The following is a 22,418-nucleotide window of genomic DNA, read 5'->3' on the forward strand; positions in this document are numbered from 1 at the left end:
AATGGAAATCGGGTCCAAGTCTTCTACTCCGCTTGATTGGGGCCGGCAAAGATGCCGGACTGCTCGAGTGCGCGCTCCACGCAGGCCGTGAAGAGCTTCAGGTCGATGGCGTCGCGTTCGGGAAGCGCGGCGCGTACAGCCCCTCGCAGTGATTCGCGCCCTGCCGCAGCGGCACCCTTGCCCGCGATCTCTGCCGCGAGCGCGGGCAGAGGAATGGGGGGGCCATCAGCGGCCCCCAGGACGATTCGCGCGCGTTTGCGCGACGCATCGAAATAGACCGCCGAACTGGCTTCTGCAAACTCACCTGGCTTGCGGCAGACCTTGTGGTATCCCCAACGCGTGGCTGGCGTCTCCGAGGGCACAACGATGGAGACGATCAATTCATCGGACTCGAGCACGGTCGTGTAGGCACCGAGCATGAAGGCGTCGGCCTCGATCGTGCGCTCACCTCGGGGTGACCTGACCACCACGCGTGCGCCGAGTGCAGCGAACGTCACCACCCAGTCGGCCGCAGGATCGGCATGCGCCAGGCTGCCTCCGACGGTACCTCGGGTACGGATCGCGCGGTAGGCGATCCCGCGTGCGACTTGGCGCATGGGATGCTCAGCCAGCGGCGGGTGCACACCATCCTCGATCTCGGCATGGGTGACGGCGGCACCGATCTCGACCCAGTCGGCCTTGCGGCTGACGGTGCGCAGACTGGGAATGTGTGCGACATCGACCACCTGTGCGGGGCGGGCCAGTCTCAAGTTCAGCATGGGGCCGAGAGACTGGCTCCCGCTCATGGTTTTCGCGGCGCCACCGCCAGCCGCCAGCGCCGCGATGGCCTCATCCACTTCGAGAACGCGCGTGTAGGCGAACTTTGGCGCTTTCATCGGGCGTGCTCCTCTTGGCGCTTCCCACTTTCGAGGGCCGTGAGCAGGCGGCGCGGCGTCAAGGGCGTCATCAGCACCTCGGCAGCACCGGTACCGCGCAAGGCGTCGTTCACGGCATTGAAGATCACAGCCGGCGGCGCGATCGCGCCGCCTTCGCCCACACCCTTGGCACCGAATTCGGTGTGCGGCGAAGGTGTCTCGAAGTGCTCGATGCGAATGCGCGGCACTTCCGTGGCGCCCGGCAGGATGTAGTCCGCCAGGGTGGAGGCCAGCGGCTGGCCCTGATCGTCGTACGGGCTCTCCTCGTACATCGCAGTGCCAATGCCCTGCGCAATGCCGCCAATGGTCTGCCCCTCCACGATCATCGGATTGACCATGGTTCCGCAGTCTTCGACGACAACGTAGTCGAGGATTTCGACCTCGCCCGTCTCGGCGTCGACGGCCACCACCACGGCGTGTGTCGCATACGTGAAGGTGCCGGTATCGACCTTGGGCTTGTACGCACGGGACACCTCCAGGCCGCCGAGATGAACGTTTGCAGGCAAGTCCTGCGGTGTGAGGTACCACGCAGCCCCGACTTTCGATAGCGGAATCGACTTGTCGCCGGCCACGGCGTGCCCTTCGATCAATGCGACGGTTTGAGCATCCACCCCCATGAGGTAGCCGGCGATCGACTGGATGCGAGGCAGAAGCTCCTTGCATGCGACCGAGATGGCCCCCCCTGACATCACCGTGGCGCGCGAGGCGTAGGTACCCGAAGAAAACGGAGTGAGCGCCGTATCGCCATGCACCACCCGAATTCTTGCCACCGGAATGCCGAGCACGTCATTGGCGATCTGCGCAAAGCTGGTCTCCATGCCCTGGCCGTGCGAGTGAACGCCGACACGCACTTCGAGTCCACCATCCGCAGTCATCCTGACAACCGCCTGGTCGAAGCCGGGCACCACTGGCAAGCCCCAGTTCGCGAATACGGTGGTGCCGTGGGCAGACTGCTCGGTATAGGTGGCCGTGCCGAAGCCGATCAGGCGTCCGTCCGGCTCTCCGCGCGCCTGGCGCTCGCGGACGGCGTCCAGCCCGATCATCTCCACGGCGCGCCGCAGGCTTGCCGGAAAGTCACCGCTGTCGAAGTGCTTGTTGGCCACATTGACATAAGGCATGGCAGCAGCCGGAACCAAGTTCTCCATCCGGACTTCCCAGGGTTCGCGACCCACCTCCCTTGCCACGGCATCCATGAGGAGTTCGATTGCGAAGCAGACGCCGGTGCGCGCGACACCGCGATAGGCCATGAACCCCGGCTTGTTGGTTGCAACACAGAGGGTCTCGCATCGATAGCCGCGAAAGCTGTAGGGACCCGGCAGGTTGCCGATCGCCTGGCCAGGCTCCAGGCCGACAAAGAAGGGATAGTACGAATAGGCGCCGCCGTCGATGGTGATGACGGCATCGAGCGCCAGGAGCTTTCCTGTCCGGTCCGCGTAGGCCGTGAGCCGATAGTGATGCTGCCGCGTATTGGCACCGACGATCAGGTGCTCGCGTCGATCTTCGAGGTAGCGAAACGGCGTGCGATATGTCTTGGCCAGCCAGGCAATGCACAGGTCTTCGGGATAGAGCTGCCCCTTATAGCCGAAGGCACCGCCGACGTCCGGCGACACCACGCGCACGGCTTCTTCGTTCATCGAGAGATGCTGGGCGATTCCCACGCGCAGCAGATGCGGGACCTGGGTCGCACTGACCACCACCAGTTGATCGGCCTGGAAATCCCAGTAGGCCAGGACGGACTTGCCCTCGAGCGGCACGATGCATTGGCGCGACAGCTCGACCGTGCGGCTGACCTTCACCTCGGCCTTCGCGGCAAGCTCTTCGAAGTCGCGATTGGCCCGCAGCGTCAGAAACACGTTGTCCTTCCACTCGGGGTGCATGAACTCGTCCTTGGCCGCGAGGGCGGACTCGGCGCTGTGATAGACGGGCAGTTCGTCATACGAGACTTGCACTTCCTCCAGCAGGTCTTCCGCCACGGCACGCGTCGGAGCAACTGCCATCGCGATGGCCTCCCCGACGTGACGGACCTTGCCGGAGGCCAACGGCGGCAATGCCGAGTACTGGTAAGTGGGGAGGGAAGACGGCGAGCCGATGTCTGCCGCATCCGACATCATCCCGCGCAGGAACACCTTCCCGGCAAGCGCCTCGGGAATGTCGACGCCGGTGATGACGGCATGCGCCAGGGGGCTGCGCAGGAACGCGACCTCCTGGAGGCCCGGCAGCACGAAGTCGCCCACGAAGTTGCCCTTTCCGACGAGATGGCGCGCGTCTTCCTTTCGAGGCATCCGGGCGCCGATGCCCTCGCGCTTGAACAGCCTCGCCGGAATGTCTGCTTGGTCCATACGTTTCTCTTTCCTTGCGTCAGCGGCAAGATATGACAGTTCACTGGCACAAGTATAAGGCTGACGATCGTGCGGGAAAAGCCAGACCCTGTCGAGGCAAACCCTAGTGACACATCAAGTCTTCATCTGGTGCATATCCCAAGCTAAATTGGTCTTCTATCGCCTCATTTTCGGGAATCCAGACGCCAATCTGGTGCAGCATCAAAGAGTACAAACCCGTACTTGAAGTCGTTGATCGATTTCATTAATATGACAGTTCACTGAGTAGTTTCTGCGGTCTGCAACCACAGGATGGAGTCATGAACTGGATCAAGGTCGCCTCGGCGCAAGAGCTGAGCAACGATGAAGCGAAGACCGTCAATGTCGCTGGCCACGGCGTCGCGCTGTTCCGTATCGACGACGAGTTCTTCGCCACGGACAGCATGTGCACGCATGCCACGGCCCTGCTGTCGGAGGGCTATATCGAGGACGGCTGTGTTGAATGCCCCTTGCACCAGGGTCGCTTCGACGTTCGTACGGGCAGGGCGATGTGCGCGCCGGTCACCGTGGACCTGCGCACCCACACCGTCAAGCGGGAGGGCGATGACATCTATGTGTTGTCGCCTGCCAGCCCATGACCTCACCTGGCGTTGTCATCGTTGGTGCCGGCCAGGCCGCGGCCGTCGCGGCACGCGCGCTACGCGAACAGGGCTACCGCGGCCGCATCACGATGCTGGGGCGGGAGCGCCACAAGCCGTACGAGCGGCCGCCTTTGTCCAAGGCCGTTCTGGTGGCAGCCGAAGAGCCCAGCCTCGACGTGCTCGCGCCAGAGGCCTGGGCGCTCGGCGACATCGATCTGCTGAGCAACAGCGATGCGACTGCCCTGGATCTTTCGAAGCGGCAGGTCCGCCTTGCCGGCGGCCAGGTGCTCCCGTACGACATGTGTCTTGTCGCCACCGGCGGGGAGGCCAACACACTGGCATCCGCTCCAGCAGGCCATCCGCAAGTGCACTACGTCCGCACCCTCGACGACGCCCGGAGGCTGCGTGCCGCACTCCAGGGCAAGCCGAAAATCGCCATTCTGGGCGGTGGCTTCCTCGGCCTGGAAATTGCGAATTCCGCATTGTCGGCCGGCGCGGCAGTGACCGTGCTCGAACGCGCGACGTGCCTGCTCGATCGCTTTCTGCCGCCCGAGGCGTCGGCGTGGCTTGCATCCGGGCTGCGAGAGGCAGGTGCACGGCTCCTGCTCGGGGCCTCCCTCCACGGCGTCCGATCCCTGCCCGGTGGTCGGATGCGCGTGGCCACCGATACCGGCGATCTGGAGGTGGACGAGGTCGTCGTCGCCATTGGCCTCTCGCCCAACGACGCCCTGGCCCGTGGTGCCGGCCTGGAGATCGCGGCAGGCGGCGGCATCCTGGTCGACGCTTCTTGCCGCACCAGCAACGAACACGTGTTCGCATGCGGCGACTGCACCAGCCAGCAGCGCCCGGGCCAGGCTGCGCCAACGCGCCTGGAATCCTGGCAGAACGCGAACGAGCAGGCACGTACCGCCGCAGCCGCCATGCTCGGCGCCCCCCTTCCGGCACCGGTGGTGCCGTGGTTCTGGACCGACCAGGGAAAGCACAACATCCAGGTGCTTGGCCTGCCGGCTCCGGATCTCGAGTATGTGCGCCGAGGCGACCCGGCCTCCGGCAAGGTGTTGTGGATTGGCCATCGGGACGCCATTCCGCTGCACGGCGTGGCCATCAATGCAGGCGCCGATCTGCGTGCCATTCGCCCTCTGTTCGAGCAGAGGCGGACAGTGCAGTTCGACGACTTCCGGGACGACGCCACCCATTTGCGCGCTTGGGCCAAGCAGATGCAGGCCGGCGCCGTCTCCACCGTTTAACAAGAGCCCAAGGAGCTTTCATGTATCAATCGCAGGCGGTCATCGGCATCACGAATGCCCGAAAGAATCCGCCCTTGGAGCAGTGTGTCTGGCCCGCGGACGCCCTGAACAACATCCCGGACTGGGTCTATACCAGCCAGGCTATCTATGACCAGGAGATCGAGCGCATCTTTCGGGGAGACACCTGGAACTTTGTCGCTCTGGAAGCGGAAATTCCGCACCCCGGCGACTACAAGCGTGGTTACGTGGGCGCGACGGCCGTGGTGATCGTTCGCGCAGAAGACAACACGATTTCCGTCTTCGAAAACCGCTGCGCCCATCGCGGCGCCGAGTTCTGCCGCTCCAGCCAGGGCAACGCCAAGGAATTCGTCTGCCCCTATCACCAATGGTCATACGACCTCAAGGGCAATCTGCAAGGCGTTCCATTCAAGCGCGGCATCAGCAAGGTGGGCGGCATGCCGCCCGACTTCAAGAACGCCGAGCACGGCACCCGTCAACTGCGCGTAGCCACGCGCAATGGCGTGGTGTTCGCCACTTACTCCGACAAGACCCCGCCGCTGGACGAATACCTGACCAAGGAGATCCTCGAGGAGTTCGACGTTCCCTTTTCGGGCAAGAAGCTCAAGATCCTGGGCTATTGCCGCAATGAGCTTCCGTGCAACTGGAAGATGTATCACGAGAACCTCAAGGATCCGTACCACGCGACGCTGCTGCATTCGTTCCTCGTCGTATTCGGCCTGCTCGTGCCCGGCATCAAGTCGATCGTCTTCGCGGACAAGCAACATGGCCGCCACGGCTACATGGCATCGTCCAAGCCGGACGAGATCTATGCCACGGTAGCCGCCGACGACAAGGCGGAGATGCGATCGTTCAGCGAAACCCTCAGGCTGCGCGACGAACGGTTCCTGGACTACGTTCGGGAGTTCAAGTCGCCGTGGTCCGCCAACATGATGACCGTTTGGCCGAACCTGATCGTTCAGCGGCAGATGAACACGATGGGCGTACGCCAGATCATCCCGAACGGCCCGAACAGCATGGTGATGCAGTGGACCATGTTCGGCTACGAGGATGACACCCCCGAGATGACTCGGCACCGCCTGCGCCAGGGCAATTTGATGGGTCCGTCCGGCTTCCTCGGCCTCGAAGACAACGAGGCATTGAAGTTCGTGCAGGAAGGCATCCGCAATTCGTCCACGGACAACAACGTCGTCAAGCTCGACGCTGGCCACCAGGGCACGGCACGCAACCTGATCTCGGAGTCGTGCATCCGATCGCTCTACCAGTACTACCGGGATGTCATGGGCATCCGTGTCGCGGAGAAGGCAGCATGAAGGAGCGACTCGCCTACACCAGGTCCACGATCGCGCCGCATCGCGCGGCCGAGTTGCGCGCCGAGATCGATTCCTTTCATGTCGAGTACTGCGCCGCCCTCGACGCCAACGACGTCGAGCGCTGGCCCGACTTCTTCAGCAAGGAAGCGACGTACCGGATCACCTCGCGCCAGAACGCGCTGCTCAACATGCCCGTGGGACTCGTCTACTGCGAGGGCCTGGACATGATCACCGATCGTGCCCTCGCCGTGGCGCACTCCCAGATGTTCGCGCCCCGCCACATGCTGCATGTCCTGGGGATCACGCGCGTGCTGCAGGAGACCGACCACACGATCAGCTCGCAAACACCTTTCATCCTGATGCAGACCCTGGTGGAGGGGCCTTCCACCGTGCACCTGGCGGGCATCTACCACGACCATTTCGTACGCGAAGGCGAACGGCTGCTCATTGCCAGCCGCGAAGTGGTGCACGACACCGAAATTCTTGACACAGCCCTGGCTTACCCAGTCTGAATCCATTGAGGAAGACGATGAACCAAACCCCCAAGATCGCGCTCGAAGAGCACTTCTCCGCCCCCGGTTTCGACGAGTACTCGGCCAAGTACACACGCGTGCTGCCGGCCGACTTCGTCGCCAGGCTCGACGCCAGGCTGAGCGACTTCGACGACCAGCGCCTGGCCGAGATGGATGCAGGCAACATCGAGTACGCCGTGCTGTCGCAAACGATGCCCGGCGTACAGGCCGAGGTGGATCGGGCCGCCGCCGTCCGCCGCGCGCGCGAGAACAACGAGTTCCTCATGGAACGCGTGGCGCGCCACCCGCAACGCTTCGGCGCCTTTGCCCACGTGGCGCTTCAGGACCCCGCGGCCGCAGCCAAGGAACTGGAGCGCACCGTCGTCGAATGCGGCTTCAAGGGCGCGATGGTCAACGGCCACACCCTGGGTCGCTACTACGAAGGCAGCGAATTCGATGTGTTCTGGGAGCGCGCGCAGGCGCTCGGCGTGCCCATCTACCTGCACCCCAATGCGTTCAGCCAGCCACCGGCGCTGCTGGAAGGGATGCCGGTACTCCAGGGAGCCGCCTGGGGATGGGGCGTGGAGACGGCCGGGCACGCATTGCGCCTGCTGTTCGGCGGGGTGTTCGACCGCTTCCCGCAGCTGACCCTGCTGCTCGGCCACATGGGCGAGGCCCTGCCGTACCAACGTTGGCGCATCGACAGCCGCTTCGCCGCGTATCCCTCGGGCATCAAGCTGGCACGCAAGCCCAGCGAATACATCGGCAGCAACATCCTGATCACCACGTCTGGCGTGTGCTCGGCACCGGCATTGCTGGGCGCGATTGGCGAGCTGGGCGCGCAAGCCGTGCTCTTCTCGGTGGACTACCCGTATGAGTCCACCGCCGAAGCCTGCACCTTCATCGAGCAGGCACCGCTCGACGAGCGCACCCGTGCGCAGGTGTGCCACGGCAATGCTCGCCGGCTCTTCAAGCTGGGCAGCCCGCAGGAGCTTGCGCTCCTGCAGTTCTGACCCTCACACGAAAGGACGAAAAATGCCAGTCAGCGATTACCAAATGATCAAGGCCTGGGACGAGGTTCTGAAGCTCAGCAAGGTGGAGCGCGGACAGAAAGTCTCGATCCTGTGCGGCCCCCATACGCATCCGCAGACGCTGCAGACTGCGACGATTGCAGCCCAGGCCGCCGGCGCGGTCGTCACCAAGATCGAACTGCAGCCCATCAACGCGGAGAAAGCCCCCAGCCGCGACCTGATGAACTACCTGGGCGAAACGCCGCTCACCAACAACCCGGTCGCACTCGCGGCGATGAAGAACAGCGACCTCGTGCTGGACTTGATGCTGCTGCTGTTCTCTCCCGAACAGATGGAGATCCTCGAATCTGGAACGAAGATTCTCCTGGCGGTGGAGCCGCCCGAGGTACTGGTGCGGGCCATCCCCACCGAGGGCGACCGCAAGCGCGTGCTGGACGCATCGAAGCTGCTCAAGGCGGCCAGGAAGATGCACGTGACGTCGCCGGCCGGCACCGACGTGACCTTCCGGCTCGGCGATTTCCCGACCATCTGCGAGTACGGCTTCTGCGAAGAACCCGGGCGCTGGGATCACTGGCCAAGCGGCTTCCTCTTTACCTTCGCCAACGAGGGCGGCAGCGACGGCACCATCGTGATCGACCGCGGCGACATCCTGCTGCCGCAGAAGAACTACGTCTCGGACAGGATCACATTGAAGCTGCGCGAAGGCTTCGTGCGCAGCATCGAAGGTGACATCGATGCCGCCTTGCTGCGCGAGTTCATGGAGGCGTACAAAGACCCCGAGGCCTATGCCATCGCGCATATCGGTTGGGGAATGCAGCCACGCTGCTACTGGCACACCCTGTCGCTGGTGGACCGCGAAGCGACCTCCGGACAGGATGCGCGAGCGTTCGAAGGAAATTTCCTGTTCTCGCTCGGGCCGAACAACGAGGCAGGAGGCCCGCGCACGACGCCTTGCCACCTTGACATCCCGTTGCGCAACTGCACGGTGAAGCTCGATGACATCGTCGTGGTTCGTGATGGCAAGGTCATCGACGAGGCCTTTCAATGAGCACCGCTCCGGACGTCTACCAGAAGCAGGGCTTCGGCCATGCCGTCGCGCCCAAGGCGCCATACGGCCTGCTGATCATCGACTTCGTCAATGGCTTTGCCGACCCGCTCACGTTCGGCGGCGGCAACATCGACCCCGCCATCGAATGCACGCGCGGCCTTCTGGCTGCGGCACGCACGCGCAAATGGCCGATCGCGCACACGCGGGTCGTGTACCAGGACGATGGAGCGGACGCCAACATCTTCGCCCTCAAGGTGCCGCCCATCCTCGCCCTGCGCGAGGACGCGCCGCAAAGCCAGATCGTCCCGCAGCTTCAGCCCGACAGCGGCGAACTGGTGCTGCGCAAGATCCATCCTTCGGCCTTCTTCGGCACCTCGCTGGCGGGCTGGCTGTCTCAACGCGGCGTGCAGACCTTGCTGATCGCGGGATGCACGACCAGCGGGTGTGTTCGTGCAAGCGTGGTCGATGCCATGTGTCACGGCTTCCGTCCCCTCGTCGTCACGGACTGTGTGGGCGACCGATCGCTGCCGGCGCACGAGGCCAATCTGTTCGACATGAACCAGAAGTACGCGACCTTGATGCCCCGCGATGTTGCCCTGGAGGCGACTGCTGCGCATTAGCGCGGTGCCTCGGCCTCGGGCCCACCCATTCACCCACTGTCCCGTCCCACCTTTCGTCAAACCTCGGGCGCATACCCTGCCAGCGACCCCACTACCTGGAGAAGCAGATGACCACTAAACTCATTGCCGCACTGGCGGTCTCACTCGCGACAGTCGCGTTCCAAAGCCGCGCCGACGTCATCAAGGTCGGTGTCATCGCACCGATGTCCGGACCGTTCTCTGCGGTAGGCCAAACTTGGGAAGGTGCGACCAAGGCCTACCAGAAGCTCAACGGCACCACGGCGGGCGGACACACGATCGAAGTCATCTACCGTGACTTGCCGGACATCAATCCCGCGCAAGCCAAGGCGCTGGCGCAGGAGCTCGTCATCAAGGAGGGCGCGCAGTACCTCGCAGGCCTCTATTTCACGCCCGATACATTGGCTGTCGCAGCGCTCGCGCAAGAGGCGAAGGTGCCAGTGGTGATCTTCAACGCATCGACCTCGTCGCTTCTCGAAAAGTCGGACTACCTGCTGCGTACCTCGTATACCCTGCCGCAGATGGCCGTCCCTGTGGCCAAGTACGCGCTGGAGAAGAACGTCAAGAACGTCGTGACGCTGGTCAGCGACTTCGGCCCCGGCCTCGATGCCGAGAAGGCCTTTACCACCGCCTTCGTGAGTGGCGGCGGCAAGTTGCTCGAAGCAATCCGTGCGCCGCTGAAGACCACGGATTTCGGCCCCTTGATGCAGCGTGTCAAGGCGCTCAAGCCCGATGCCCTCTACGTCTTCGGCCCCGGCGGCCCGGCCACCTACGCGATGGTCAAGGCCTACAACGAAGCGGGTTTGAAAGCCGCAGGGGTGCGCTTCCTGGGCACGGGCGAGACGGATGAAGATCAACTTCGTGCGATCGGCCCCGAGGTGCTCGGAATCGAGACCGGCATGTTCTATTCGGCATCGCACAACTCGCCTCTGAACAGTGCCGTCATCAAGGCCCTGGGTGACGTGGCACCCAAGGCCATTCCTACCGTGCAACTCGCGAATGCGTTCGACGGGCTGCATGTGATCTATCACATGGTCAAGGCGACCGACGGCAAACGCGACGGCGCCAAGGCCGTTGCCGCCGCCAAGGGCTTTTCCTGGGAAAGCCCGCGTGGCCCGGTGAAGATCGACCCGATCTCCCGTGAGTTTGTGCAGAACGTCTACATGCGAGTGGTCGAGAAAGATTCGTCCGGACGATTCGTCAATCGGGAATTCCGAACCTTCGAGATGCAACCCGACTACGGACGCATTCAGAACACGTCCAAGTAACGCAGGGACTGCAGCATGTCTGTTGCGCTTCTTAGCAGCATTCTGGTCGACGGGATCACGTACGCCATGATCCTGTTCATGATCACCGTGGGCCTGTCGATGACCATGGGTCTGATGCGGGTCGTGAATCTGGCCCATGGCGCCTTCGCGATGCTCGGCGGCTTTCTTGCGGCCAGCATTCCGCAGCGCCTGGGTGTGCCCATCGGGCTGGGGTTCGTGCTGGCGATCGCCATGGTGGCCCTGGTGGCGCTGCTGTTCGAGCGCATCCTGCTGCGCCACTTCTACCGGCGCGACGACCTCGACCAGATGCTGGTGACCATCGGACTGATGTTTGTCGCGACGGCCGCGGTCAACCTGATGTTCGGGTCTTCGGTGACCTCTGTCGCGCTGCCCGAGGCATTCAGCGGCTCGGTGGACCTGGGCTTTCGCACCATCCCCCGACACCGGCTCATCGTCGTCGCGTGCGGGCTCGTGGTGGTCGCCGTTCTCTGGCTGGCCGTGGACCGGTCGTCCTTTGGTATCCGGGTGCGCGCCGCCGTCGACAACGCGCCTATCGCGCGGGCCATCGGCATCGACACCACGAAGATCTATGCAGCCACCTTCGCGATCGGTGCGGCACTCGCGGCGCTGGGCGGCATCGCCGGTGCGGAGATGCTACCGATGGAGCCGACCTACGCCTCCAAGTACCTGGTGATCCTCCTGGCCGTTGTCGCCGTGGGAGGGAATGGAAATCTGTTTGGCTCGTTCTTCGCAGCGTTGCTGCTCGGCATCGTGGAGACCTCGATGAAGTACATGTTTCCGCAGCTTGCATCGGCTGCCTTTTTCCTGACGATGATCATCGTCTTGCTGATCCGGCCGCAAGGGCTGTTCGGGAGGCAGGCATGAGCGCGGTGAGTGCGCGCATAGCGATGGGGGCACCCTCCCGCGTCCGCCCTTGGATGCAGTTGCGTGTCGAGATCGTGCTGACGCTGGCGGGACTCGCGGCTTTCGTGCTGTTCCCGCAAGACCTCGGGTTGCTGACCAACATGGCGACCATGTCCATCTTTGCACTGTCGCTGAGTCTGGTGCTCGGCCAGGCGGGCATCGCGACCCTGGGCCAGGCCGCGCTGTACGGCACCGGTGCTTACGTCGCGGGCTGGACTGCGCTGTATCTGACGGCCGATCCGATCATCGGCCTGTTGCTTGGCGGGCTCGGCGGCGGCGTGATCGCGCTGCTGAGCGGCGCCGTGATGCTGCGCTCGACCAGGCTCACGCTGGTCATGCTCACCATCGCCGTGGCCCAGTTGCTGCTCGAGCTCGCCAACTGGGCCCGTTGGCTCACCGGCGGCGACGACGGCCTGGCCGGCTTCAACATCGGCCCCCTGTTCGGCATCTGGGAGTTCAACTTCCTGGGCCACACAGGCTACTTCTACGCCTTGGGTGCGCTCGTGCTGGTGTATTTCCTGGTGCGCAACCTGGTGGAATCGCCGTTCGGCCTGACGGCCAAGGCGATCCGGCAGGACCCCGGGCGCGTCCAGGCGCTGGGGGGGCGTGTGTACCTGCATTTGCTGGCCGTCTACGCCGTCGGCGGCGTCGTGGCGGGGCTGGCCGGCGCATTGACGGCACAGACCAGCAAGGTGGCCAATCTCTTCATGCTGGATTTCACAACGTCCGCGGGTGTGGTGGTCATGATCGTCCTGGGGGGAACGCGCCGCCTGGCCGGCGCCGTGCTCGGCACCGTCGCATACATGACCATCCAGCACATCGCATCGACACTGAACCCGTATCACTGGCTGTTCGTCATCGGTTCGATGCTGATCGTCGTACTCGTCGTCTTGCCCGAAGGCCTGATCGGGCTTCTGGACCGGGCCCTGGCATACGCCAGGCGGCTTGGCGGCAACAGGGGAGCCCAATGACCCCCCGACTGCAAACCCACAATCTCTGTCACTCGTTTGGCGGACTGGCCGTCACGCAGAACGTCGAGCTGTCGCTCCCCCAGGGTGCCCGCACGGCGCTGATCGGGCCGAACGGCGCCGGCAAGACGACGTTGGTCAACCTGCTGAGCGGGGCGCTGCGCCCGCAATCCGGTGACATCCGGCTGGATGGCCGCTCCATCGTCAAGCTGCCGCAGTACGCACGCGTGCGCAGCGGCATTGTTCGCACGTTCCAGATCAGCCGTCTGTTCAAGGACTTGACCGTGGCCGAGAACGTCACGGTGGCGGTGCTGCAGCGGCTGCGCGTTTCCATGCAGTGGTGGCCCTCGCCAGTGCGTTCCGCGCGCGTTCACGACGAGGTCTACGAGACGCTCGGCATGCTGGGCTTGCACCCCTATGCGAAGCGGGTGGTGGGCCAACTGGCGCTCGGCGAACAGCGCCTTGCAGAGATCGCCCTGGCGCTCGCGATGAAGCCGCAGGTGTTGCTGCTGGACGAGCCGGGCGCGGGTGTGCCGCAAGGAGAAGGTGGCCGCATCATGGACGCCATCGCGAGCCTGCCGAAGGAGCTGTCCGTCCTGCTCATCGAGCACGACATGGACCTGGTGTTCCGGTTCGCCTCGCACATCATCGTCCTGGTTGCAGGGGCGGTCCTGGTCGAGGGTTCGCCGCAGGAAGTCGCCGCCAACGAACAAGTCAAACAAATCTACTTCGGACGAGATGGCCATGCCCAAGCCCCCCATTGAACTTCGGTTCGACGACGTCACGACTGGCTATGGCGGCGTGCCGGTCGTCGAGCATCTCAGCTTCAGCGTGCGCGAAGGCGAGCGTCTGGGGTTGATCGGGCGCAACGGCGCCGGCAAGACAACCACGCTGGCAACGGCGATGGGCATGGCCGATCTGATGAAGGGACGCATCCACTTCGGCGGCAGCGACATCGGCGGCACCAGCACCTATGCGCGCGCACGGGCCGGCCTGGGCTATGTGCCGCAGAGCCGCGATATCTTCCCCTCGCTGACGGTGGAGGAGAACCTGCTGTCGGGCCTGCAGGGCCGCTCGGCCAGCGCGGCCCTGCCACCCATCTATGCATTGTTTCCAAGGCTCAAGGAGCGGCAGCGCAACGGTGGCACGCAATTGTCGGGTGGCGAGCAGCAGATGCTGTCCGTGGCGCGGGCACTCGTCGGGCAACCGCGAATTCTGCTGCTCGACGAGCCGCTGGAAGGCCTGGCACCGATGGTGCGCGAGGAGTTGATGCATGCCATCGTTCGAATGAGCGACCAGTTCGGCGTCGGCTGTGTCCTCGTGGAGCAGCACGTGGACGTCGTCCTCGACTTCTCCACGAACGTCATCGTGCTGGAGCGGGGCATCGCCGCCTATTCCGGGCCGTCCGCGGCGCTGCGTGATGAAGAGGAACTTCTGAACCGCACCATCGGCATCCAGAAATGCTGAGACCGGCTGCTCCTTCGGCGAGCGCTGCGATCTCACAGAACCCCGTCTTGTCATGCAGAACCTCCGCACGCTCCTGAGTCCGCTGCGAGTCTTCGATGCAGTGTGTCGGGCCAAAGGGGTTTCGCGAGCCGCTCATTTGCTCCACGTGACTCCCGGTGCCGTGAGCCAGCAGATCAAGCAGCTCGAAGTCGGACTCGGCGTCCAGCTGTTTCAGAAGTCCGGCCGCAGGATCGAACTCACGGCGGTAGGCGAACGACTCGCCCACCGCGTCTCGGATGCGTTCGGTCGCTTGCATGACGCGCTGGATGACCTCGCCGACAACCAGAGGGAAAAAAGGCTCCGTCTCAAGGTGACACCCAGCCTGGCCATCCGCTGGCTGGTTCCTCGCCTGCACGGCTTCTACGCGCATCATCCCGACATCGCGCTGGAGATTGCGACGATTGCAATGGCCGACGACGTCCAGCTCGAAGGCGCTGACTGCGCGATCCGCCACGGGATGGGTGAGTGGGCCGATGTCGAACTGGACCACCTTTTCGACGACGAGTTTCTCCCCGTGTGTGCACCGAGCCTGGCGGGGCAGTTGCAAGCACCCCAGGATCTGCTGCACGCCAACCTGCTGCACTCCATGCTGCGATTGCAAGCGTGGCCGCTCTGGTTCGGCTCCGCCGGTCTGGCGCCTCCCCCGCGCCAGCGGGGAATCACGTTGGCGAATGCTGCGTTGTGCTACCAGGCTGCAGCGGATGGCCTGGGCGTCGCGATGGCCCAGCGGGCCTACGTGGAGAACGACTTGCGCATCGGACGCCTCGTCGTTGCCGTGGACCACGTCGCCAGGACAGAACTCGGTTACTACCTTGTCTGCGATCCCGTGAAAGCGACCACGACCCCCGTCCGGCTCTTCCGCGACTGGATCCGTTCGGTCCGCTAGGACCTTTTCAAGGCCAGCACGCATCTCCGTATCGCGTGCCAGCCTCATGGACTCAGCAGGGAACATCACCCTTCGACTGCGGCCAGCAATCGATCGTCCGTATCTCCCGGCTCACCGGCCCACTGCCGGTGCGCAAGAAAACTGGGCGATGAGCTGGAGAACGCACCGTTGCTAGTCCACCTTGAATCCCGAGGCCCTTATCACGGGCTCCCAGAAATTACGCAGCTCATCGAACCTGGTATGCGCCTCGGCCGGGGTGCTGCCTGCGGTTCCGAAACCGAGCACACGCATCTTGCTCGCAAACTTCTCGTCGGCCACGGCTTTTCGGATCGCCGTGCTCCATTGCGCCACGATGGGCTGGGGCGTTAGCGGAGACATGCAGATCGCCAATATCCCGACCGCGGCAAGATCCTTGTGGCCGAGCTCGGTGAAGGTCGGAACATCGGGCAGAAGCGGCGAGCGCTTTGCGGACGTCACCGCAAGCACCCGGAGCTTGCCCGCATTGTGGTACTGCGCAAAGTCGCCCACGGTCGAACTTCCCGCTGCCACGTTTGCGCCGATGAGGCTCGTGATCATCGGGGCGGCCCCCTGGTAGGGGATGTCCTCCAGCGGTGTGCCGATGACCCTGCCGATCTGCAATCCGAGGATGTGCGTCGGCCCCCCGGCCGCGGCGTGCCCGAAGTTCGCCTTGTCGGGATGTGCACGGACCCACTGTGCGTATTCCGCGAAGGTCTTCACAGGCGAGGAAACCGGCACCGCGATCGCCATTGGAAATTCGACGACAGTCGATACCGGAAAGATGTCCCGCTCAGGCTCGTAGTTGAGCTTCCTGAAGACGAACGGATACATGGTCTTGTAGGAGTCCGGACACAGCATCGCCACGCTTCCGTCCGCGGGTGCGGCACGCAATGCATCAATCCCGATCCGGCCGCCGGCGCCGGGTTTGTTGTCCACCGTGACCACTCGGCCGAGCGAATCGTGGAGCTGCTCCGCAAGGGCGCGCGCCACGACATCGAGCGTTCCCCCCGGCGAAAAGCCCACGATTATCCGGGCAGGGGGGGCGCCTGCCTGCTGCGCGCGCGCAGGGGATATGAGAACGCAGGCGGATACGGCAAGCGCGGCGAGACTGTGAAGCCGAGAGATGGTTGCTTTGTGCAAGGCGGGTGTCCTGATGGATTGGCTAAGAGATACCGTGCGCAGTGGATCAGTCCAATGACTTGAAGCCGGAGTCTTCGACCACCTTGCGCCACTTCACGAAGTCGGCCTTCACACGCTGCGAGAACTGAGCGGGATCGGCGCCGGCCGGCTTGAAGGTGAGTTGGCGGAAACCGTCCCGTACGCTCGGCTGCTGCAGGGCGACCTTCACTGCCGCATGCACCTGATGCACGAACTCCTGAGGCGTCCCGGCGGGGTAGAAGAACCCGGCGTAGTCTTCGGTTGTCAGGTCGGGAAACCCCGCTTCGCCCGCCGTCGGGACGCCCTGCACGCTGCGTTGTGCACCGCTGGTGGCCAGGAGACGGACGCGCCCGCTGGCAAGGTGCGGCACGATCCCGGCGAGGATTTCGACGCCGAAGGGGACCTGTCCTCCGTTGAGCGCCTGCAGGTGCGGCGCACTGCCATTGAACGACACGTGGTTCAACTGGATCCCGGCGGACCGCGCGAGGACAGCGCCCAGGAAGTGCGGGATGGAACCCGAAGCCGGGGACCCATAGTTGCCGTTGTCCGGGTCCGACGTCACCCATTGCACATAGTCGGCCAGCGTCTTGACGCCGGGCGCCGCGACGGTGCTTGCCACGTAGCCGAACTCCAGATCAACGATGGACGTCACAGGCACGAAATCGCGCAGCGGATCGTACGGTAGGTTGTTGAATACGAACGGGTAGACCGCCATCAACGAGGACGTACACAGGACCAGCGTATTGCCGTCCGGCTTCGCGGCCTTCGCATAGGCGTTGGCGATGCGACCGCCGGCCCCGGGTTTGTACTCCACGACGATCCGCGCGTTGAGGGACTTCTCCAGGTGCGGGGCGATGAGCCTGACGACGGCATCTCCCGTGCCTCCCGCAGGAAATCCCTGAATGATCCGGATGGTGCGCGGTGAGGTGCCGAAGATCTGGCCACGCGCGACCTGCACGCTGCTGCCGGCGCCCAACGCGAGCGCCATGAGCACATGTCGGCGTCGGGTGGCGTAGCCTCTGCTTGCTGGCGCGGGCCGCGCGGACGGATTTTCCGCGGCATCGATCGCGGCCCTCACAGGAACGGGGGATTGCGGCATCGTGCGTGCGACGATCAGCGGCCGCGGAACACCGGGGGCCGCTTTTCCGCGAACGCGCGCCGCCCCTCCAGACGGTCTTCGGTGTCGCGCAGCACGCCGAAGGCCTGGCGCTCCAATTCCAAACCAGCCGCCAGCGGCAACTCGCGCCCCATCATGGCCAGGCGCTTGACTGCTGTCATCGCCAGCGGCGCATTGGCGGCCATGGTGCGCGCAAGTCCGAGCGCGGTCTCCAGCAAGTCAGGCAAGGGCACCACACGGCTGACCAGGCCGATCCTCAGCGCCTCCACGGCGTCGATGCGGTCGCCCGTCAACAGCAGTCGCATCGCATCCGATTGCCCCACGGCGCGGATCAGGCGCTGCGTGCCGCCGGCGCCCGGGATGCTGCCCACGCGCACTTCGGGCAAGCCGAACTGCGCATTGTCGGAACAGACGCGGATGTCCGCCAGCAGCGCCAACTCCAGCCCACCCCCCAACGCAAAGCCATTGATGGCAGCTAACACGGGTTTGTGGGTCTGCAGCGTGCCAAAGTTGAAATGCTTAGCGCCGCCGCGAAAGACCTGCCGAGCTGGGCTGTCAGCAGGTGGCATCGTCTTCTTGAGGTCTGCCCCTGTGCAGAACGCACGCTCACCCGCACCAGTCAGGACGAGCACGCGGATTTCCTCGTTGCTCGAAACCTCGTCCCAGATCTCGAGCAATTGCTCGTTGGACTCTGGATCGATGGAGTTCATGGCCTCGGGCCGGTCCAGCGTGACGATGGCAACGCCATCCTCGATTTTCGTGGTGATGGGCATGGATTTAAGTTCAGTTCCGCGGAGGGGTGGCGGCTGGCGCCGCCTCGATGTGGTCCGCTGGCACGCCGCACTCGACGAGCACTTCGCGGGTGTGCTGCCCGAGCGTCGGGGCGGCCCGTCGAGCCCGAGGCCGCTCGCCGACCGCACCCAGCACGCTGCGCGGCAGCGTCAACGCGCCTGCGACCGGGTGCTGCAACGACTCGGCGAGCGCGGCTTCAACGAAGGGCGCGGACTGCGCAACCTCGGCATAGTTGTTGATGGGACCGCAGATGATGTCCACGGCTGTGAACTGCTCGAGCCAGAAGGCGCGTGGTTGCCCAAGCATGCGCGCTTCGAGCAGGCGCAGCAGAGCCTCCCGGTGGTGCAGTCGACTATTGTTTTCAGCGAAGCGCGGATCGGATGCAAGCTCCGGCGCCCCGATTGCGGCACACAGCGCCTGCCATCGCGCGGGGTGATACGCCGCCACCATGATCCAACCGTCGGCACAACGCAGCGCTTCGTTCGGCGTCGAATACGACGCCGCGTGCCCCTGCGGGCCTGGCACATGACCGTCTGCAAAATAGGACGCAAAGCTCACGTGCTGCAGCGCGATGGCGCTGGCGAACATGCTTGCTTCCACGTGCTGGCCCAGGCCCGTGCGTTGACGCTCCGCCAGAGCGGCCAGGACCGAGATGGTCGCAAACGATCCCGTCACAAGATCGACAACAGGTACCGGGACCTTGCACGGCTCTCCATCGGGCGCGCCGGTGACGCTCATCAGACCGCTCACAGCTTGCAGCACGCCGTCCACGCCGGGCAGATCCCTTGCTGCGCCGTGCTGACCGTACGCCGAAACGGAACAGTAGATCAAGCCTGGATTGGCCGCAGACACCGTTGCGTAATCGAGCCCGAGGCGCGCCATTACGCCCGGACGAAAGCTCTCAACCAGGATATCAGCCTTGGCGATCAGTTGCTGAGCCGCCTGACATTGCTCTGGCTGCTTAAGATCAAGCATGACGCTTCGCTTGTTCCGATTAAGAGCCATGTACGGAACGCTCTCTCCGTGTATCCACGGTGAAAGTGCACGGGCGAGATCGCCAACAGGACTCTCAACCTTGATGACATCGGCGCCGAGGTCAGCCAGGCACAGTGTGCATGTGGGTCCTGCCATCACTTGAGTGAAGTCGATAACCTTCAGCCCCTCCAAAGAATTGGCCAGCATCCTCTTCACTCCATCTGGATATTGTTCGCGCGGATAACCGGCTCCCACTTCGCGCGTTCAGCCCGCAACATGCTTTGGTACTCCGCTTGTGTAACTGCCATCGGTTCGAACCCGGCTGCAGTGAGCGTCTTCCGTACATCGGCGTTTTCCAAGACCTTTGTGATCTCTGCATGCAGCCTGTTGACGACAGTCTGCGGTACGCCCTTCGCCACGCATATGTCGTACCAATAACTCGCGTCGTATCCTTTCACTCCACCTTCCGCGATCGTCGGAATCTCGGGCGCCAGTTCGGATCGCTTCAGGCTGCCCACACCCAGCACTTTCACTTGGCCACTGTGTGCGAATGGAATGGCTGTGGCCAGACCGACGATTGCAAGGGGCAGATGGTCGCCTATCACATCCTGAACAGCTGGCGCGGTGCCTCGGTAGCCGACGTGGGTCAGTGTCAATCCAGCCATAGAGCCGAGCAGCACGCCCGCAAGATGTTGGGGGGTCGTAGGCCCAGGCGTTCCATAGCTCATCCCGGGATTCTGTTTGACGTGAGCTATCAGCTCCGCCATGTTCGCAACCGGAAGCTTTTTGCTCGCAATCAGGACAATCGGCACTTTCGCCATTGGGGCTACCTGCACGAGGTCGGTTGCGGCATCAAATGACAATTTGCTGTTGAGCAGGTTCAGCAGCGATATATTTCCGCTGCCGGTAGTCAACGTGTATCCATCGGGCTTGTTGCGCAAGAGCTCGGCGTACGCTATTGCACCGCCCGCGCCGGGCTTGTTCTCCACGATGAGCGCCTGGCCCAACTGCTCACCCATCTTCTTCATGACGATGCGCGCTACGGTATCGGTGCCCCCCCCCGGCGTATAGGGAACGAGAATTCGGAGCGGTCGCGCCGGATATTCCTGTGCGAAGGCGAACGATCCGGCAGTCGCCGCGATGCTGACGAAAGTCCTGCGTTTCATGACACCTGTGCCCTGGCTGCCAAATATCAGACAGAAGGGCTGCTGAGGCTGCGCCCGCCGCAGACGTACAACAGCTGCCCCGTGACGTAGCTCGATCCTGGATCGGCGAAGAATCGAACCGCGCGACCGATGTCTTCTGGCTGGCCGATGCGTTCCATCGGCACCGTCTTGTGAAGGCCCTGCCGGACCTCTTCCGTGAGTGTTTCAAACAGTGGCGTCTCCACGATGCCCGGCGCGATGGCATTCACGGTGATGCCCTTGCGGGCATATTCCAGCGCCAGTGAGCGGGTCAGGCTCACCACTGCGCCCTTGGAGGCGGAATAAGCTGCTTGACCGCGGTTACCCAGCCAAGCACGAGAACCGATATTGATGATGCGTCCGAACCGGTTCTCCGCCATTTGCGTGAGGACTGCCTTGGAGCAAATGAATTGCGAATTGAGGTTGACCTCGATCACGCGACTCCAGAACGCGAGATCCATCTTGGAGACGAGCTTGTCGCCGCCGATGCCTGCGTTGTTCACCAGGATGTCGATGCGCGAGTGAGATGCCAGAAGCTGGGCCACCGTCGCCTCCACCTGTTCCACGGAGCTGACGTCGACCTTGAAGGTCTTCACGTCGAATCCGTCGCCCGACAAGGTCCGGTCGGCCTCCCGCAGCGCAGCGTCGTCGAAGTCCCACAGTGCGATGCGGCAGCCCGCCTCTGCAAGCTCGCGGGCAATGCCAAGGCCAATGCCCTTGGCGCCACCGGTCACGACGGCCACGAGACCTCGCAGCGAGGTGGGAGCGGTTGTGGTTGTCTGGTTCATGGGGGCCACCCTCAGAGCGAAAGAATGTTGATCGAGCAGGCGGCGTGGTCCACGCCCCAGATTCCGCCGCCCGTCACTTGCGTGAGGCCGATGCGCGCCCCCTGCACTTGCCGCGCGCCGGCGCGGCCTTGCAGTTGCTCGCAGATCTCCACGACTTGCGCAACGCCGGTGGCCCCGGGGGGATGGCCCTTGGCGATCAGTCCGCCGCTGGGGTTGACCGGCACGCGTCCGCCCAGGGTGGTTGCGCCGCTTTGCAGCAGACTGGCCGCATCGCCCCGATCGCAAAGACCGAGGGCCTCGTAGTAGAGCAACTCGGAAATGGTGAACGCGTCGTGCACTTCCAGCAGGCTGAGATCCTGCGGGCCGATGCCGGCCTGCTCATACGCCAGCCTGGCGGCGCGCGCGGTGATTTCGGCCTCGGTCATGTCGACCGGCGTGGTCTCGAACAAGCCCGACTGCACCACGGACGCCAGGATCCGAACCGGCTTTCCAGCGCCCTTGGAGGGTTTGGTACTGAGCACGAGGGCCGCCGCCCCATCGACCACGGCGGGGCAACACTGAAGCAGCGTGAGCGGCTCGGCCACAGGGCGGGACGCCAGCACCTCCTCGCGGGTCGCCAGCTTTGCAAACTTGGCGATCGGATTCAGAGCCCCGTGCTTTCGATTCTTGACTGAGATGTCTGCCAGCGTCTCCAGCGTGAGACCCCGGTCATGCATGTACCGTTTGGCGCGCATGGCGTACAGGGCGGGCATGATCATGCCGCGCCTGTTGTTCCAGTCTTTCTGGCTGAGTTGCAGCGGCCCGCCGCCGAGGCTGCTCAGGTGGTCCATGCCGAATACCAGAACGGTGTCGTATTGGCCGACCTTGAGCGCCTGCAGGGCAAGATTCAGCGCAGTGGCGCCACTGGAGCAGGCGTTGTCCACGTTGTAGACCGCTCCGCCATTGACATGCAGTTCGCGCAATGCGCGCTGTCCAGGCAGCATGGCCCCGAGCGCGTTGCCGCAGTAGAACGCCTGCACCTCGGAGAGCTGCGTGCCGGCATCGGCGAGAGCATCGAGGATGGCGGCCTGAGCCATGGCCTCTTCGGTCAACTCGGGAAAGCGGCCGAAGTCCGTGATGCCGACCCCGGTGATCAGTGGTTGCTTCATGCCGCA

Annotated in this window: 22 protein-coding genes; 13 read left to right on the forward strand and 9 right to left on the reverse strand. The window is 64.0% G+C overall.

Annotated elements, in window-relative coordinates:
• Positions 1-23: 23 nt before the first annotated feature.
• Both E5CHR_RS05490 and E5CHR_RS05495 read right to left on the reverse strand, forming a co-directional pair.
• The gene (locus E5CHR_RS05490) at positions 24-875 is read right to left on the reverse strand and encodes an FAD binding domain-containing protein (RefSeq protein WP_162578747.1); all 852 of its coding nucleotides are present in this window, start codon (positions 873-875) and stop codon (positions 24-26) included.
• A complete protein-coding gene (locus E5CHR_RS05495; protein WP_162578748.1) occupies positions 872-3,253 on the reverse strand; it encodes a xanthine dehydrogenase family protein molybdopterin-binding subunit in 2,382 nt (793 codons plus the stop codon). The genes E5CHR_RS05490 and E5CHR_RS05495 overlap by 4 nt, the downstream gene beginning before the upstream one ends.
• Before the next feature lie 299 nt (positions 3,254-3,552).
• Here E5CHR_RS05495 and E5CHR_RS05500 point away from each other — a divergent pair, with 299 nt between their 5' ends.
• The 13 genes from E5CHR_RS05500 to E5CHR_RS05560 all read left to right on the forward strand — a co-directional run bounded on the left by E5CHR_RS05500 (position 3,553) and on the right by E5CHR_RS05560 (position 15,232).
• Positions 3,553-3,870 carry a non-heme iron oxygenase ferredoxin subunit gene (locus E5CHR_RS05500; RefSeq protein WP_162578749.1) on the forward strand — a complete coding sequence of 106 codons (318 nt, stop codon included), beginning with the start codon at positions 3,553-3,555 and terminating at the stop codon, positions 3,868-3,870.
• On the forward strand, positions 3,867-5,120 hold the full coding sequence (locus E5CHR_RS05505) for an NAD(P)/FAD-dependent oxidoreductase (RefSeq protein WP_162578750.1): 1,254 nt from the start codon (positions 3,867-3,869) through the stop codon (positions 5,118-5,120). Before E5CHR_RS05500 ends, E5CHR_RS05505 begins: the two co-directional genes overlap by 4 nt.
• A gap of 20 nt (positions 5,121-5,140) precedes the next feature.
• Positions 5,141-6,451 carry an aromatic ring-hydroxylating oxygenase subunit alpha gene (locus E5CHR_RS05510; RefSeq protein ID WP_162578751.1) on the forward strand — a complete coding sequence of 437 codons (1,311 nt, stop codon included), beginning with the start codon at positions 5,141-5,143 and terminating at the stop codon, positions 6,449-6,451.
• Positions 6,448-6,963: an aromatic-ring-hydroxylating dioxygenase subunit beta gene (locus E5CHR_RS05515; protein ID WP_162578752.1), complete on the forward strand. Its 516-nt coding sequence runs from the start codon at positions 6,448-6,450 to the stop codon at positions 6,961-6,963. Before E5CHR_RS05510 ends, E5CHR_RS05515 begins: the two co-directional genes overlap by 4 nt.
• A 17-nt stretch (positions 6,964-6,980) precedes the next feature.
• Positions 6,981-7,976: an amidohydrolase family protein gene (locus E5CHR_RS05520; RefSeq protein ID WP_162578753.1), complete on the forward strand. Its 996-nt coding sequence runs from the start codon at positions 6,981-6,983 to the stop codon at positions 7,974-7,976.
• Between the two features lie 22 nt (positions 7,977-7,998).
• The gene (locus E5CHR_RS05525) at positions 7,999-9,042 is read left to right on the forward strand and encodes a 2,5-dihydroxypyridine 5,6-dioxygenase (protein ID WP_162578754.1); all 1,044 of its coding nucleotides are present in this window, start codon (positions 7,999-8,001) and stop codon (positions 9,040-9,042) included.
• The gene (locus E5CHR_RS05530; RefSeq protein WP_162578755.1) at positions 9,039-9,662 is read left to right on the forward strand and encodes an isochorismatase family protein; all 624 of its coding nucleotides are present in this window, start codon (positions 9,039-9,041) and stop codon (positions 9,660-9,662) included. The genes E5CHR_RS05525 and E5CHR_RS05530 overlap by 4 nt, the downstream gene beginning before the upstream one ends.
• Positions 9,663-9,769: 107 nt before the next feature.
• Positions 9,770-10,948 carry an ABC transporter substrate-binding protein gene (locus tag E5CHR_RS05535; protein ID WP_162578756.1) on the forward strand — a complete coding sequence of 393 codons (1,179 nt, stop codon included), beginning with the start codon at positions 9,770-9,772 and terminating at the stop codon, positions 10,946-10,948.
• Positions 10,949-10,963: 15 nt separating this feature from the next.
• Positions 10,964-11,833: a branched-chain amino acid ABC transporter permease gene (locus E5CHR_RS05540; protein ID WP_162578757.1), complete on the forward strand. Its 870-nt coding sequence runs from the start codon at positions 10,964-10,966 to the stop codon at positions 11,831-11,833.
• Positions 11,830-12,843, forward strand: a complete 1,014-nt coding sequence (locus E5CHR_RS05545) for a branched-chain amino acid ABC transporter permease (protein WP_162578758.1) — start codon at positions 11,830-11,832, stop codon at positions 12,841-12,843. Before E5CHR_RS05540 ends, E5CHR_RS05545 begins: the two co-directional genes overlap by 4 nt.
• Positions 12,840-13,604: an ABC transporter ATP-binding protein gene (locus tag E5CHR_RS05550; protein ID WP_162578759.1), complete on the forward strand. Its 765-nt coding sequence runs from the start codon at positions 12,840-12,842 to the stop codon at positions 13,602-13,604. Before E5CHR_RS05545 ends, E5CHR_RS05550 begins: the two co-directional genes overlap by 4 nt.
• On the forward strand, positions 13,585-14,307 hold the full coding sequence (locus E5CHR_RS05555; protein WP_162578760.1) for an ABC transporter ATP-binding protein: 723 nt from the start codon (positions 13,585-13,587) through the stop codon (positions 14,305-14,307). Before E5CHR_RS05550 ends, E5CHR_RS05555 begins: the two co-directional genes overlap by 20 nt.
• A 52-nt stretch (positions 14,308-14,359) precedes the next feature.
• Positions 14,360-15,232, forward strand: a complete 873-nt coding sequence (locus E5CHR_RS05560; protein ID WP_162578761.1) for a LysR substrate-binding domain-containing protein — start codon at positions 14,360-14,362, stop codon at positions 15,230-15,232.
• 171 nt (positions 15,233-15,403) lie between these two features.
• Here E5CHR_RS05560 and E5CHR_RS05565 read toward each other — a convergent pair whose 3' ends face one another.
• The 7 genes from E5CHR_RS05565 to E5CHR_RS05595 all read right to left on the reverse strand — a co-directional run bounded on the left by E5CHR_RS05565 (position 15,404) and on the right by E5CHR_RS05595 (position 22,412).
• Positions 15,404-16,390: a Bug family tripartite tricarboxylate transporter substrate binding protein gene (locus E5CHR_RS05565; RefSeq protein WP_162578762.1), complete on the reverse strand. Its 987-nt coding sequence runs from the start codon at positions 16,388-16,390 to the stop codon at positions 15,404-15,406.
• Positions 16,391-16,436: 46 nt separating this feature from the next.
• Positions 16,437-17,396, reverse strand: a complete 960-nt coding sequence (locus E5CHR_RS05570; RefSeq protein WP_162578763.1) for a tripartite tricarboxylate transporter substrate-binding protein — start codon at positions 17,394-17,396, stop codon at positions 16,437-16,439.
• Positions 17,397-17,521: 125 nt separating this feature from the next.
• Positions 17,522-18,298 carry an enoyl-CoA hydratase/isomerase family protein gene (locus E5CHR_RS05575; RefSeq protein ID WP_162578764.1) on the reverse strand — a complete coding sequence of 259 codons (777 nt, stop codon included), beginning with the start codon at positions 18,296-18,298 and terminating at the stop codon, positions 17,522-17,524.
• A 10-nt stretch (positions 18,299-18,308) separates the two neighbouring features.
• Positions 18,309-19,499: a CaiB/BaiF CoA transferase family protein gene (locus E5CHR_RS05580; protein WP_162578765.1), complete on the reverse strand. Its 1,191-nt coding sequence runs from the start codon at positions 19,497-19,499 to the stop codon at positions 18,309-18,311.
• A gap of 5 nt (positions 19,500-19,504) precedes the next feature.
• The gene (locus tag E5CHR_RS05585; protein WP_162578766.1) at positions 19,505-20,458 is read right to left on the reverse strand and encodes a Bug family tripartite tricarboxylate transporter substrate binding protein; all 954 of its coding nucleotides are present in this window, start codon (positions 20,456-20,458) and stop codon (positions 19,505-19,507) included.
• Between the two features lie 26 nt (positions 20,459-20,484).
• On the reverse strand, positions 20,485-21,264 hold the full coding sequence (locus E5CHR_RS05590) for an SDR family NAD(P)-dependent oxidoreductase (protein WP_162578767.1): 780 nt from the start codon (positions 21,262-21,264) through the stop codon (positions 20,485-20,487).
• Positions 21,265-21,275: 11 nt separating this feature from the next.
• Positions 21,276-22,412, reverse strand: coding sequence for a thiolase family protein (locus E5CHR_RS05595; protein WP_162578768.1), 1,137 nt, complete (start codon positions 22,410-22,412; stop codon positions 21,276-21,278).
• Between the last annotated feature and the right edge of the window lie 6 nt (positions 22,413-22,418).

This window comes from Variovorax sp. PBS-H4, assembly GCF_901827205.1.
Lineage (GTDB): Bacteria > Pseudomonadota > Gammaproteobacteria > Burkholderiales > Burkholderiaceae_C > Variovorax.

Coding starts and splice junctions, on each gene's coding strand:
- E5CHR_RS05545 (WP_162578758.1), top strand. CDS start 11,830: ATGAGCGCGGTGAGTGCGCGCATAGCGATGGGGGCACCCTCCCGCGTC.
- E5CHR_RS05595 (WP_162578768.1), bottom strand. CDS start 22,412: ATGAAGCAACCACTGATCACCGGGGTCGGCATCACGGACTTCGGCCGC.
- E5CHR_RS05555 (WP_162578760.1), top strand. CDS start 13,585: ATGCCCAAGCCCCCCATTGAACTTCGGTTCGACGACGTCACGACTGGC.
- E5CHR_RS05570 (WP_162578763.1), bottom strand. CDS start 17,396: ATGGCGCTCGCGTTGGGCGCCGGCAGCAGCGTGCAGGTCGCGCGTGGC.
- E5CHR_RS05580 (WP_162578765.1), bottom strand. CDS start 19,499: ATGCTGGCCAATTCTTTGGAGGGGCTGAAGGTTATCGACTTCACTCAA.
- E5CHR_RS05525 (WP_162578754.1), top strand. CDS start 7,999: ATGCCAGTCAGCGATTACCAAATGATCAAGGCCTGGGACGAGGTTCTG.
- E5CHR_RS05575 (WP_162578764.1), bottom strand. CDS start 18,298: ATGCCCATCACCACGAAAATCGAGGATGGCGTTGCCATCGTCACGCTG.
- E5CHR_RS05515 (WP_162578752.1), top strand. CDS start 6,448: ATGAAGGAGCGACTCGCCTACACCAGGTCCACGATCGCGCCGCATCGC.
- E5CHR_RS05585 (WP_162578766.1), bottom strand. CDS start 20,458: ATGAAACGCAGGACTTTCGTCAGCATCGCGGCGACTGCCGGATCGTTC.
- E5CHR_RS05590 (WP_162578767.1), bottom strand. CDS start 21,264: ATGAACCAGACAACCACAACCGCTCCCACCTCGCTGCGAGGTCTCGTG.
- E5CHR_RS05535 (WP_162578756.1), top strand. CDS start 9,770: ATGACCACTAAACTCATTGCCGCACTGGCGGTCTCACTCGCGACAGTC.
- E5CHR_RS05520 (WP_162578753.1), top strand. CDS start 6,981: ATGAACCAAACCCCCAAGATCGCGCTCGAAGAGCACTTCTCCGCCCCC.
- E5CHR_RS05505 (WP_162578750.1), top strand. CDS start 3,867: ATGACCTCACCTGGCGTTGTCATCGTTGGTGCCGGCCAGGCCGCGGCC.
- E5CHR_RS05530 (WP_162578755.1), top strand. CDS start 9,039: ATGAGCACCGCTCCGGACGTCTACCAGAAGCAGGGCTTCGGCCATGCC.
- E5CHR_RS05510 (WP_162578751.1), top strand. CDS start 5,141: ATGTATCAATCGCAGGCGGTCATCGGCATCACGAATGCCCGAAAGAAT.
- E5CHR_RS05540 (WP_162578757.1), top strand. CDS start 10,964: ATGTCTGTTGCGCTTCTTAGCAGCATTCTGGTCGACGGGATCACGTAC.
- E5CHR_RS05500 (WP_162578749.1), top strand. CDS start 3,553: ATGAACTGGATCAAGGTCGCCTCGGCGCAAGAGCTGAGCAACGATGAA.
- E5CHR_RS05550 (WP_162578759.1), top strand. CDS start 12,840: ATGACCCCCCGACTGCAAACCCACAATCTCTGTCACTCGTTTGGCGGA.
- E5CHR_RS05490 (WP_162578747.1), bottom strand. CDS start 875: ATGAAAGCGCCAAAGTTCGCCTACACGCGCGTTCTCGAAGTGGATGAG.
- E5CHR_RS05560 (WP_162578761.1), top strand. CDS start 14,360: ATGCAGAACCTCCGCACGCTCCTGAGTCCGCTGCGAGTCTTCGATGCA.
- E5CHR_RS05495 (WP_162578748.1), bottom strand. CDS start 3,253: ATGGACCAAGCAGACATTCCGGCGAGGCTGTTCAAGCGCGAGGGCATC.